The 13,004-nt window shown below is 61.3% G+C and carries 8 protein-coding genes; 3 read left to right on the top strand and 5 right to left on the bottom strand.

Annotated elements, in window-relative coordinates:
* The first annotated feature begins 12 nt into the window (after positions 1–12).
* The gene (locus tag ACI5KX_RS05890) at positions 13–591 is read left to right on the top strand and encodes a hypothetical protein (RefSeq protein ID WP_406809748.1); all 579 of its coding nucleotides are present in this window, start codon (positions 13–15) and stop codon (positions 589–591) included.
* On the opposite strand, the gene ACI5KX_RS05885 is transcribed toward ACI5KX_RS05890, so the two are convergent.
* A complete protein-coding gene (locus ACI5KX_RS05885; protein ID WP_406809747.1) occupies positions 588–1,304 on the bottom strand; it encodes a hypothetical protein in 717 nt (238 codons plus the stop codon). The genes ACI5KX_RS05890 and ACI5KX_RS05885 overlap by 4 nt on opposite strands.
* 124 nt (positions 1,305–1,428) lie before the next feature.
* Here ACI5KX_RS05885 and ACI5KX_RS05880 point away from each other — a divergent pair, with 124 nt between their 5' ends.
* Positions 1,429–3,411, top strand: coding sequence for a serine protease (locus ACI5KX_RS05880; protein WP_406809746.1), 1,983 nt, complete (start codon positions 1,429–1,431; stop codon positions 3,409–3,411).
* Between the two features lie 84 nt (positions 3,412–3,495).
* On the opposite strand, the gene ACI5KX_RS05875 is transcribed toward ACI5KX_RS05880, so the two are convergent.
* Both ACI5KX_RS05875 and ACI5KX_RS05870 read right to left on the bottom strand, forming a co-directional pair.
* Positions 3,496–3,771 (bottom strand): hypothetical protein, encoded by a 276-nt coding sequence (locus tag ACI5KX_RS05875; protein ID WP_406809745.1) that lies wholly within the window; start codon positions 3,769–3,771, stop codon positions 3,496–3,498.
* A 29-nt stretch (positions 3,772–3,800) separates the two neighbouring features.
* Positions 3,801–5,765 (bottom strand): TIR domain-containing protein, encoded by a 1,965-nt coding sequence (locus ACI5KX_RS05870; protein ID WP_406809744.1) that lies wholly within the window; start codon positions 5,763–5,765, stop codon positions 3,801–3,803.
* 338 nt (positions 5,766–6,103) lie between these two features.
* Between ACI5KX_RS05870 and ACI5KX_RS05865 the strand changes: the two genes are divergently transcribed.
* Positions 6,104–8,005, top strand: coding sequence for a hypothetical protein (locus ACI5KX_RS05865; RefSeq protein ID WP_406809743.1), 1,902 nt, complete (start codon positions 6,104–6,106; stop codon positions 8,003–8,005).
* Here the strand turns inward: ACI5KX_RS05865 and ACI5KX_RS05860 are convergent, their stop codons facing one another.
* Together ACI5KX_RS05860 and ACI5KX_RS05855 are read right to left on the bottom strand one after the other, a co-directional pair.
* Positions 8,006–9,217 carry an Nramp family divalent metal transporter gene (locus ACI5KX_RS05860; RefSeq protein WP_406809742.1) on the bottom strand — a complete coding sequence of 404 codons (1,212 nt, stop codon included), beginning with the start codon at positions 9,215–9,217 and terminating at the stop codon, positions 8,006–8,008.
* Positions 9,214–12,858 (bottom strand): hydantoinase B/oxoprolinase family protein, encoded by a 3,645-nt coding sequence (locus tag ACI5KX_RS05855; RefSeq protein ID WP_406809741.1) that lies wholly within the window; start codon positions 12,856–12,858, stop codon positions 9,214–9,216. The genes ACI5KX_RS05860 and ACI5KX_RS05855 overlap by 4 nt, the downstream gene beginning before the upstream one ends.
* Positions 12,859–13,004 lie beyond the last annotated feature (146 nt).

Raw genomic sequence — 13,004 nt, 5'->3', positions numbered from 1 at the left:
GACGGGATCAAAATGACTGGCAGTATCGCAAGCTGGATCGCGGCAACGAACGTCGCCCTTGTCGCAAGCGCTGCCGCCGCGCAGCCGACATCGATCGACTCCATCGACCAAACCCAGGTGATCGAGCGGATCAACGAGGACAGCGTCGTCCCTGCACTGAAGGTGGTGACTGGTAACCACATCGGGTCCGTCGATGCCGAAGGCGCTCCGAGCCTTTCCGCCACGGCGACAAACGGCCTGCGCTTCGATGTCAACTTCCGTGCATGCGAAGAAGCATCCGAAGATGCGGCTCGACACTGCATGGGGCTATTCATGGTCTCCGCCTGGGATCCTGTTCCGGCGGGGCAAGAGGACGCGTGGACATCCGCTCTCGTCCAATACCTGCGCGACAATCCGTCGGTAAGCGCCGGTCGCACGGAAGATGGATCGCCATTCGTAGTGCGATATGTGATTGCCGTCGCACTTATCGCAACGCTGATGCTGACGGCCCCACGTCGCCGTGCGCGAAGGACTTCGGATAGCGCTCGGGTGCTTCATTCTGCTTGGCGCTCCGGTGATCGCATCCGCCTTCGTCTGATTTCGCTGCGCTAGGCCTTGGCCGGTCGCGGTTTGGGTTTGGTCTGGATGGTGAAATAAATGATCAGTCCCACGCCAATCGAGCTTGGGCCTGCCCAGATCAGCGGGTTGAACACATGATCGGGGAACATGCGGATCAAGCCGACCGAAAGAAACGCGGTATAGGCCGAGATCCCCATTCCAATGAGTGCGCGGAAATGCTCGCCGACATAGGCACGCGGGAGGACGTCGCCGGGTTTCCAGATGAAGACCTGCTGCAACACCATCGCCACGAGCCCGATCGCCGCGACGATCGGCATCAGGGGATGGCCCACCCGCAGTCCGAAATATCCGCACCACAGCGCCGATACAATCACCGCCGCAATCACCAACTGGTATCGCGGCGATCGCAGCGCCGCGCGATCACGTGCATGCTTGACCACCGATAGGCCATAATCCGCAAAACCCAGCGTCAGCAGGCCCAGATAGAGCATCATCCATCCGAACAGGCCGGCGAAAAGCTCGCGGTCTGTAAACGAGGGGATGCGCTCTTCGGGACCATAGAGCGAGAGCAGCGCCATCGCGATGGCTAGCGTCCCGGCAGCTGCAAAGCCGTAGCACGACGCACGGCCCCATTTGCGGTGCGGCCGGGAACCCTTGCGGGTCGCAACTGGCCCCCAGAACGCGACAAGGCCGATTGTTCCCGCCACCACATGGAAATAAACGATAACCTCGAACAGGTGCATCATCGGAACCTGTACGAAGATCTGGATACGCGCAACAGTCAGCTGTCGGCCACGGCTCTCCGGCCTCACCTGCTTGTGCCGGGGACGAGCTAGGTATAGCTTCGTTCAAAACTGGGGAGTTGGGGGAATGATCCGGTTCTTGAGCATTATGGTGTGCGTCTTGCTGATCGGGCCAGGTACAGCGGTATCGGCGCAAGACCCGGACGATGGTGTCGGTGGAGAGATCATCCAGCAAACCGAGAACGGGACCGGCGTGGATCACGCGTCGTCGCAGCGACCTCCAAAGGCATTTCCGGCCGATCTCGCACCTTTGCGAATCCGGCTTTCAGACGCGCTCGAAGAAAGCCAGCGCGCTGCCGTTATGGCGGTCCTCGACGCTACGCCCAATGTCCTCGTAGAACAGGTGGCGACTTACGAGATCGCTCCCAATCCCAGCCTGCCAGATCATCTCGTCCTGTTCGAAATCAAGGGCGCGAGCGCAAATCCGCAACGTGCCTTGGCGCGATCGATGCAGGTCGAAGGGGCGATGACGCTGCAAGATGTCATGGAATTCTTCAGCACCGAGAGCGCCCGGCACCATGCCTGGGCTTCGAATGTCCCGCTTCCGGTGGAACTGGGCGACCCATCGCGGGAGGATTTCGCAGCCGATCTTTCGGGCAGGATTGCCGGATTGCGGCGTAGGGCCGGCCTTGTCTCGGTGGCGCAGTCGAGCGAGCCCGGCCGTATCTCGGTTTGCCTCAGCAACCGCGTGTCCAAACCCGGCTCGTGTCCTTTGCCTGAAGACAATCTTGGTCCGAACGAAGCGAGCACAAGATATCCCATATACCTCACGGTCTCGAGCCCGGCGGACAATTTACGGTACTTCTCGCTCGCGGCCATGGACCGGGAGGGAGATATCACACCGATCCCCGTCGTTCCGGCAATCGAAACGCCCTCGCCTTCCGGCGATCCGCAAACAGACGATCAGAATCCTTCAGCGGAGGCTTCGGCCCAACCACCGCGCGCCTATGCCGTCTCCTACGGCGATCTCGCCGATCGGCTACCACCGGGGAATTACGAACTGTTGGTCGTTTCAAGTCCCGAGCAGATCGATCCGCGTTTGTGGGAAACACGGACCGGACCCGAAACGACACCGGATGTTTGCAACCCGATTTTCGAGAGGGCGATCTGCCAAGCAATGACCGGCAGAAACGTTGCCCTGCCCTACGAATGGAATGGCGACTTCGCAGTAATCCCGATTTCGATCCGCGGCGCGATTGTGCGCGAATTGGTACGGGGGAATTTCGCGAGCTCCGCAGTGCGTCCTTGGCAGGCGCAATTGCTGCGCTACGCTCCGCGTGCACCGGGCTCATCATCGGGCGCAGCGAACCGGATCGATTTCATCTCGTCGCACAAATGCGGGGGGTCCTATCTCGGCGACGGATTCGTTCTCACCGCGGCGCACTGCATTCTCGACGATCCCGGGGAGATGCGTGTCAGGCTGGGGGCCAATCATATCGAGTATGGCGGGACTACCTTCAAAGTCCGATCGCTGGTGCAGCACAAGAAGGGATCTTCGCGTAACGGCAGGGTCGATCTTGCAGTCATCCAGTTGATTGCCAGCCAAAAGCAATTGGCGCGCGTCGCAAATCTTGCATCGATCGATCCGGCCGATGATCCCGACGCAAAATACACTCTGATCAGCGGGCTCACTGTGACAGGGTGGGGCTTCGAAAAGCCGAGAAAACCCGGAGAGACAGGGTGGGAAGCTGCCGACGGGACGCGCCAGACACAGCCCGACCGGCTGTTGCAGCTGGTCCTTCAACAACAATCTGCCAGCGATTGCACGAAGGTACCGGAATTCTCGGCCTATCGTGCCGCAGACATCCTGTGCCTCAAGGGCGTCCCCGAATACAGCGACAGCTGCGCTGGCGACAGCGGTGGGCCGGTCAGCAGCAGGGGAGCCCGCGAGCGCGAACTCGTCGGTGTTGTCTCAAGCGGTGTGGGATGTGCCTTTACCGGAGAGCCTGCGGTGTATGTGAATGTCGCACGCTACGCAGGCTGGATCGAGCGCGCCAAGACCCTGATGCGGACCAAGCCGCGGGGCTATTACGAACTCGGCGGCCGCTGAGAACCGGAGCACGGCCCAAAAAAACACCCGCTTTCCCCATATCGTAAGGGAAGGCGGGTGCGATTCTAGCTGCGGAAGGGAGGCTTATTCCGCCGCTTCTCGATCCCCGGGTCCGGTCGGAGCATTCTCGTCCGGCTGAGTGTCTTCGGGAATGGTACGATCGTCAGGTCCGGTCCGATCATCGGGATCCTGGCTATCTTCATCCTCCGTAGGGTCGCCATCTTCTGTGCGTTCATCGACGATAGGCTCATCTTCGGCGGCCATCGTGCCCTCGCTTTCGCCGCTCTCATCAGCTGGCGGATTGCAGGCAGACAGCCCAAGCGCAGCCACCGCTCCCACAAATATTGCAGTCTTCTTCATACACAGTCCTCCTTCAAACGACCCATCTTTCAGACGAACCCCATTCGTTGCGCGAGGTTCGCGTAGCGTGCATTGCCGCGAAGCGGTTCGAGCAGGGGGTCCGAATATAATTGTACGAGCCCAGGATCGCGCATTTCCCATGCGGCGTCCATGGCGGAGAGTGCAGCGTCGATATCGCCCCACTGAGCCTGTATCTGCATGTACTGGTAATTGCTTTTGTCGCCTTCTTGCGCCTGCAATTCTGCGAAATGCGCTTCGGCGGCAGGACGGTTGCCAAGCTTGTCTTCGACAATCGCGAGGCCCGTCTTGGTCCAGACGAAGAGATCGTCGGCCTCGAAGCTTGTCTTGGCCGCGGCGAGATCTCCCATCGCCATTTGGATCAGGCCGACATTATAGTGATAACTGGATAGCGGATTTTGCAGCTCGAGAGCCCTCTCGAAACTTTCGAGCGCTCTGGAAAAATTGCCGGCGCTGTATTCGATGCTACCTGCAAAACGGAACACCCTCGAATTCAGCGGATCGAGCGACAATGCCGCATCGATCGAATTCCGCGCCGAGGCGTAGTCTCCCATGCGCGCGCGAAACAGGGCGTAGCGGCTCAGGATATCGGCGTCTCCCGCGCCCAACTCCCTCGAACGTTCATAGGGCGATCGGGCGGCTCCCATATCGAGCTGACGGCTCGCACGAACTCCACCAAGGACGATATGACCGTCGGCGAATTCGGGGGCAATCGCTATCGCCTTTTCGGCCGCCTCGATCGCAGCGCGATTGATCGCGTCCGCCTCCTTCGGTCCTGTGTAGAGGTTTCCAATCAAGGTGAGCGCACGCCCACGCATGGCAAGTGCCGCGGCATATTCCGGATCGAGGCGAATGGCTTCATCGAATTGCGCCAGCGCGGCGCGGTCCGTAGCTTCGTCGACTGCGGATTCATACATTTCGCGTCCGCGGAGAAACGCATCGTAGGCAGCGACGTCATCTGTCCCACCCACTCGGCGACCGGAAAGGGCACTGCTGTCAGAACCGGAAAGCTCCTGCACGATCTCTGATGCGATCTGCTGCTGGAGCGCGAGAATACTGTCCAGAGGAGCATCGATATCGAACGGGCGCACGACGCGTTCCGCAACGCCCTCGGCCAGCTCGGCGTTGCCGATGATCCGCCCGGCTTCGATCCTGAGATCGCCAGCGAGGAGGAAATCGACACCCAGCTTCTTGCAGATCTCGCCAGCGGTCGCTTCGCTTTCGCGAAAGGCATTGGAGGAAGCCCTGGCCGCGACATGCAAGAGCGGATTACGCGCGAGTAGCGAGCGGATTTCGGTCGCAAACCCTTCGACGAAATATCCTTGCTCGCTTGCATCGCCAAGAAGCTGGAACGGCAGAACGGCAAGTCGCTGACTCGAACCTGCGCCGCCGAACATGCCAGAACTCCACGCGACAAGCCCCCCGGCCGCAAGTGCCGCAGCACCCGCCCCGCCTATCAATGCGGTCCGGCGCGATAGACCGGACGCCGACGCAACCGGTTGGGCAAGCGGGGGCATGGGCGATGATTTTGGAAGCTCTCCATCAAGCTCACCGCGTTTCGCCTCGACGGCATGGACAAGCTTTGCGATTTGCGGATCGTCCAACGACCAGGTGCTGCCGGAGACATCGATCCACTGGAACTGCCGAAAACCGAGCGGCGGCAAGGTTCCGTCGATCGATACCGGGATCAGACAACCTCTGTCTCGCCCACGCGTAGCTTCGTCGTGCACCCAGTGGGATTGCGTCGAAACCTTCGACCAAAGCACGACGACAGCAGCTGCGTTTTCGAGATTGAATTCAGTGACTTCGTGAAAGCGTGCGCCGCCTTCGAGCATGGCATCCCACCAGACGCTGATCCCGGACTGTTCAAGCAATTCGAGGATCTTGCCCGCAGCTGCCTGATCGTCGCGCGAATAGCTCAGGAAGACATCGCTTCCCTGCATCACGCCATCAGCAAGCCGCTCGGAGCCGCTCATGTTTCTGTTCCCCAACTCGTGCTTTTCGCAGGATACATGGCCTCGCAGCACTTTTGCCCGTCAGACTGATATCGCACCTTTTTTGCCGTGTCGAACCCCCAATCAAAATGAAAGCGGCCAAACGCCATGCTTGTCGAACAATTCTTGTCGGTCTACGCAAACAAAAAGCTTCAAAGGGGTAGCCAGCAGGGGGACGCCCGATCGCTTCGAAGGCACAATCCGCAACGGGCAGCACAGTCGCTCCTCCCTTACCGGTCCCGTTGCTCGCCATCGGCGTGACGGGACATCGTAGCTCGCACCCCTCGTTTCCCGACAAGCCAGCCGCGCTTCAGACCGCAATGGGCAATTTGTTGGATGCCTTGCGCGATGCTGCTTACAGGGCCGAGATCCATGGACTGGACGACGAAAAGCGGGAATTCAGACTGCTGACCCTGCTGGCCGACGGGACAGACCATATTGCAGCGCACGCTGCCCTTGCGCGGGATTGGCAGGTCGTAGCTCCCCTGCCCTTCGGGAAGACCCTGAACAGCGCGATCAATTCGCGGCCCGAGAGCGGCGCGGATGCCCGCGCAATCCTGAGTGGATCGCCCCCCGGGGATGCCGCGACGAAGCGACGGGTAGAGGCTATCGAAGAACTCGCTGCCTCGGTGCAGTTGTTCGAACTCGCTGATGAAGACGATAGGATCGAGCCCGTTTTCCTCGCGTCTTGCGATGCAGCGCACGATCCTGCGGCGATCGGCAGTTTCGTTCACATCGGATCGCGCCGGGCCCAGCTCGCAGGCCGGATCATGATCGAGCAGTCGGATATCTTGATCGTGGTGTGGGACGGTCAGGAAACGGCGAATACCGGCGGAACCGGGCATACCGCTCAATTGGCGCTCGAGGCAGGTGTGCCGGTAATCTGGCTCAATCCCGCAGATCCAGAGCACTGGAGGATCATCTTCAGTCCCGAGACTCTGGATCTGTTGCGGACCGGCAGCAAACCGGTAGAGGACCCCAGCGAAGCAATCGGCCAGCTCGTGTCCCATATCATGAGCCTGCCCGAACCTGTCGAAACGAGACCTCCTGCCGGGCTTGCCGTGTTGCAGGAAAGCGTATGGCGTGAAACAAGCTCGGTCTTCGGCCATGCATATGGCCGGGTCGAAACGTTCTTCGGGGAAACGCGATGGTCCCGCAAGCTGGCTTCGATATCGGAGTACTACGAGCATCCCGATGAGATCTCCAAGGGCAGCGCAGCCGGATACCTTCAGGCCCTCGCCGACATCTCCCCTGCAAGCAGCGATTCCGCAACGTCCGATTGGATCGGGAAACTGAAAGCAGACCTCGCACCGAGATTTGCCTGGGCGAACGGAATAGCAACCCGGCTGTCGGGCCTCTATCGGTCGGGCATGGTGGTTAACTTCCTCCTCGGTGCCACCGCCATTGTAGCCGGGGTTTTGTACCTGCCGCTCGTTAGCCCATCGGATAAGTGGATATTCGCCGCGATCGAGCTGGCCTTGCTCCTCGCCATCGTGGTGAACACCGTCATCGGTCAGCGCGCGCGGCTTCACGGGCGGTGGCTCGAGACGCGCAGGTTCGCCGAATATTTGCGCCATGCCCCTGCCCTGTATGCTCTGGGCATCGCTAGACCGAACGGCGAGTGGCCCGCCGGGCTGCGCAGCGCATGGCCCGAATGGTATGCCAAGACAATGGTCCGGCAACTCGGCCTGCCCGCTGGCAGGATAGATCAGTCGTATCTGCGCAAGGCCGCCAAGGCCCTGCACGAACACTTCGTGATTCCGCAGCGCGACTATCATCTGGCCAAGGCAAAGCGCCTGCGCCATGCGCACCACTCGATCGAGCATTTTGCCGAGCGGTTGTTCGCTGTCGCAGTTATCGCAGTCGCCACCTATCTCGCAGCGTTCGGAGCTGCGCAGCTTGGCTGGATCGACCCGGCGCTGGTCGACAAAAGCGCGAAATGGTTTACCGTCACCGCCGTTGCCCTGCCAACCATCAGCGGCGCCTTCGCGGCGATCGGCTATTTCGGTGATTTCGACCGCTTCGCCGATATCTCGCAGATGACTGCCGCGAGGCTCGAGCATCTCGACGAGCGGATCGGGCAGTATCTTTCACTTCCCGACGAGCGACTGACCTATCGCCAACTGGCCGATCTGGCGCGCGCGACCGATGAAACGACTTTCGCGGAGATTCAGGCGTGGCAGGCCGTCTTCAGCGGCAAGCGCACCACGGTTCCGGCCTGATCAACCGAGCGCTGTAACGATCAGGCGCAAACCCAGCCCGGCAGCCACCAACACGACCCCGACTCCGAAAACATTCGCGACGATCCCGTTTGAGTAATCGCCGAGAATTTCCCGACGGTTGACGACGTACAGCAGGAAGGCCGCGACAATCGGAAGCAGCAGCCCATTCGCGAATTGGGCGAGGATGATGATTTCGACCGGACGGATACCCGTGAGCGAGAGCAGCACTCCGATTACGATCACGCTCAATGCAATGAGGCGGAAACCGCGCGAGGTCTGCCCTCCGCCAATCTTGAGGATTTCGGTCATCGCGAACCCGGTGGCGAGCGGCGCTGTGATCGCACTGGTCAGGCCGGCTGCAAACAGCCCGATACCGAGGAGGTATTTCGAGTAGGCGCCGAACAGCGGTTCGAACTGGGTCGCCATATCGGCGGCGCTCGATGCTTCTATACCGGCCGCAAAAAGGCTCGCGGCCGAAGTCGAAAGGATCAGGATCGCGATCACCCCGCCCAGCCCGATTGCAACCACCGTGTCGGTGCGCACCGCTTCGAGATCGTCTGCGCCTGACCACTTCGTCTTTACCGCGCTCGAGTGCAGAAAGAGGTTGTACGGCACAACGGTGGTGCCGATCAGCGCGACGACCGTAAGCAGAGCGCCGTCGGGGATAGTGGGGGTAACCATCCCCGCGAACAAGGCTCCAAGGCTGGGCCGGACAATCGCGAATGTGGCGATAAAGGCGACTGCCATGATGCCCACGAGGACCAGCAGCACGCGCTCGATCAGTCGATAGCTGCCGCTCACCAGCAACGCTGCGGCAAGCACCGCGATCGACAGGATCGAGATTGTGAAAGCCGTATCGGACTCTCCCGCAATCGCGGCGATCCCGAGCGCCGCTCCGGAAAGGTTGCCTGCTTCATAGGCGGAATTGCCGACATAGAGAGCCACACCCACGAGGACGATCAGCGGCCACTTCCAGACGGTGGCGTCGAGCAGGCCCGATAGCGTCTCGCCGAGCCCTTTTTGCGTGACGACACCGAGGCGTGCCGACATTTCCTGCAAGACGATGGTCGCCAGCGTCGCGAAAACCAGCGCCCAGGCAAGCGCAAAGCCATAATTCGCACCGGCCAGTGTGCAGGCGGTGACCGTGCCCGGCCCGATAAAGGCGGCGGTGACCAACGCACCCGGCCCGATATTGCGCAATCGCTCGATCATCCGGCCCGATCCCCTTCGTGTCGCTTGGATACCGGCCCGACACCGCCTCCGGTCGGAGACTGGATCACGATACGGTCGCCTTGGGCGACTTCAGCTTGCCCGCATCCGCCAAGCTCCTCGACGCTCCCGTCGCTCCGCTCGATCCAGTTTCGGCCCACCCGCCCGGGCTCGCCGCCGTCGAGGCCGAACGGCGCGATGATCCGGTGCTCCGAGAGGATAGAGCACTCCATATCCTCGAGAAAACGGATTTTGCGCGTGATCCCGTCCCCGGCGTTCCACTGGCCCCGACCGCCCGAACCGCGATCGATCCGAAACTCGTCGAGCACCACCGGATAGCGCTGCTCAAGGATTTCCGGGTCGGTCATGCGCGTGTTGGTCATATGTGTGTGCACCGCCGCCACGCCATCGAAACCGGGGCCAGCTGGCGCCCCCGAGCAGATCGTCTCGTAATACTGGCGGCGCGCATTGCCGAAAGTGAGGTTGTTCATGGTTCCCTGGCTCGATCCCAAGCGGCCGAGCGCGGCGAAAAGCGCATCGGTGATCGCCTGGCTCGTTTCGACATTCCCTGCGACCACGGCAGCGGGGAAAAGGGGATTGAGCAGCGAACCTTCGGGCACAACGATATCGAGCGGCTTCATACACCCGGCGTTGAGCGGGATTTCGTCCGCGATCAGGCACCGCATCACATAGAGCACGGCGGCATTGGCGACGGCCCGCGGTGCGTTGAAGGCGTTGTCCTGCTGCTCGCTGGTGCCGGTGAAATCGATGACCGCGCTGGCTTTTTCGCGGTCGATCCGGACAGCCACGGCGATAGTCGCGCCCGAATCGAGGGTATGCCGGAATTCACCGTCCTCCAGTTCACCGATGACCCGCCGCACCGCAGCTTCAGCATTGTCTTGTATATGCCCCATATAGGCCTGCACCACAGCCACGCCGTAATTGGCAACGAGCTTCCTGAGTTCGCTTCCCCCGGCAGAGTTGGCCGCGACCTGCGCCATCAGATCGGCGATATTCTGCGGAATGTTGCGAGCCGGATAGGGGCCGGAGCCCAGCGCCTGTTCGATCCGTTGGGTCTGGAACACGCCGCGCTCCACAAGTTTCAGATTGTCGAGCAGGATGCCTTCCTCGTGGATCGTCCTTCCATGCGGAGACATCGAACCGGGCGAAATGCCGCCCACGTCTTCGTGATGCGCACGCGATGCGACGAAGAACATGATCCGTTCACCGTGCTCGTCGAACACAGGTGAAACCACCGTAATGTCAGGAAGGTGCGATCCGCCGTTGTGAGGATTGTTCTGGACGAAGGCATCGGCCGGCTCGATCGATTGTCCGCTGGCGATAACCGTCTTCACCGTCGCGTCCATCGAGCCGAGATGCACGGGCACATGCGGGGCATTGGCAACCAGATTGCCGTCGACGTCGAAGATCGCGCAGGAGAAGTCGAGCCGCTCCTTTACGTTCACCGATTGCGAGGTGTTGCGCAGGATGATCCCCATCTGCTCGGCGATCGAACGGAAGAGGTTGTTGAATATTTCCAGCATCACCGGATCGGCATCGGTGGCGATTTCCACCTGCCCCATCGCGTCTGCCTTTGCCGAAAGGATCAGGTGCCCGTTGCGGTCGAATTCCCCTCCCCATCCGGGCTCGATCACGATTGTGCCGGTTTCCTCGATAACGATCGCCGGGCCCTCGATCTTGTGACCGTAACCAAGCGTGGCGATGTCGTAGATTGGAGCCTCGAACCACTTGCCCTTGGCGAAGAAACGCGTCCGGTCGATCGGTTCCGGTCGCGAGCGATGGGGTTCGCCGGGCGCAGCATTCTCTCCACCCCCGCCAGGAGCGCTACTTTCAACCACCAGGGTATCGAGCAGGACAGCCTTGTCCGGAGCCGTGAAGCCGTAATGCTGATCGTGGGCCGCTTCGAAATCGCGCTTCATGGTGGCTGCATCCGAAAGGTCCACGGTCAGCGTGGTATCGGTTCCGACGTAGCGTAGCAGTGCAGAGGCGCGGAAGGTGACATCGCTTTCCCGAACCCCTTGCGACGCCAGTTCCTCCGCGCCCGCCTTCGAGAGCTCTTCGACGACAGTGCCGATGCGGCCTTCCAAATCGCCGTCGAGCTGCTCGCCCATGACTCGCTGGCGCTCGGTCTGGATTGCAGCCAATCCCATCCCGTATGCCGAGAGCACCCCCGAGAACGGATGGAGCATGATCTTTCCGATCCCGAGCCGCTCGGCCACGAGACAGGCGTGCTGCCCGCCCGCGCCGCCGAAGCAGTTAAGGACGTAACCCTTCACGTCATGCCCGCGCGCGGTCGAGATCTTCTTGATTGCCTGCGCCATGTGCTCGATCGCGACGTCGAGAAAGCCCTCCGCGACTTCCTCGGCGCTTCGCCCGTCACCAATCTGCTGTGCGATATCCGCAAAGCCCGTTCGGGCCGCCTCCGCGTCGAGCGGCTGATCCTGCCCGGGGCCGAAGATGCGTGGGAAGAACTCGGGCCGGAGCTTGCCAAGGCAGACATTGATGTCGGTCACAGCGAGCGGTCCGCCTCGGCGATAGGACGCAGGGCCCGGATCGGCTCCGGCGGATTGCGGCCCTACGCGAAAGCGCCCATCTTCGTAACGCAGCACCGAACCACCACCCGCAGCTACGGTGTGGATATGCAGCATCGGCACCCGCATGCGGACACCTGCCACCTCGGTCTCGTAGACCTTCTCGAATTCGCCGGCATAGTGCGAGACGTCGGTCGAGGTCCCGCCCATGTCGAAACCGATCACCTTCTCGAAACCCGCCTGCCGGGCCGTTTCGACGCACCCGACGATGCCACCAGCCGGCCCCGAGAGAATGGCATCGCGTCCGCGGAAGCTTGCGGCGTCGATCAGTCCTCCGGAGGACTGCATAAACAGCAGCCGTCCCGGCTCGCTCGCAGCTTCAAACGCGCTGGCAACTGTGTCGACATAGCGGCGCAAGATCGGGGTCAGATAAGCATCGACCACGGTCGTCTCCGCGCGCGAGACGATCTTGGTGAGTGGACTGACTTCGTGGCTGGCCGAAACCTGAGTGAAGCCGATTGCCCGGGCGATCGCGGCCATTTCCCGTTCGTGCTCGGGGAATTTGTAGGCGTGGATCAGTGCGATCGCGACGCAGCGATAGCCCTCAGCGTAGGCTGACTCCATGGCCGCGCGAACCTGCTCTGGATCGAGCGGTCGCTCGATCGTGCCGTCCGCCCTCACCCGTTCATCGACCTCGATAACCAAGTCGTACAGCAACTCGGGCTTGCGAATGTCGAGAGCGAAGGTTTCCGGCCGCGCCTGGTATCCGATCTCAATGACATCGCGGAACCCGCGAGAGGTGACGAAGACCGTCGGCTCGCCCTGTCGTTCAAGCAGGGCGTTGGTCGCGACGGTAGTCCCCATCTTGATTGCGGCAATCTGTTCGTCAGGGATCGCGGCTTCCGGCTCCAGCTCGAGGAATTGCCGGATCCCGTGAAGAGCAGCGTCGTCATATGCATCGGGATTGACCGAGAGAAGCTTGCGGGTCTGCAATTCGCCTTTCGGAGTCTTCGCGACGATATCCGTGAAGGTCCCTCCGCGATCGATCCAGAATTCCCATCTGCCAGCTGCCTGTCCGGCCCGTTCCACCATGTCACTCCGAGATTGTTGCCCTTAGGGGATGGTGCCGCCGCTTGTGGGCGACCGACCCTGTGTTTGCAATGCAAACCCCCGGCGCAGCGATCCGGCGGATTACGGTTAATCCCGGTTTACCTTACTCGCGAACCAGATTTTTGCAG

This window comes from Erythrobacter sp. GH1-10 (assembly GCF_045363165.1).
Lineage (GTDB): Bacteria > Pseudomonadota > Alphaproteobacteria > Sphingomonadales > Sphingomonadaceae > Erythrobacter.
The sequence above is the reverse complement of the archived record's forward strand: the minus strand, read 5'-3'. Positions and strand labels throughout refer to the sequence as shown.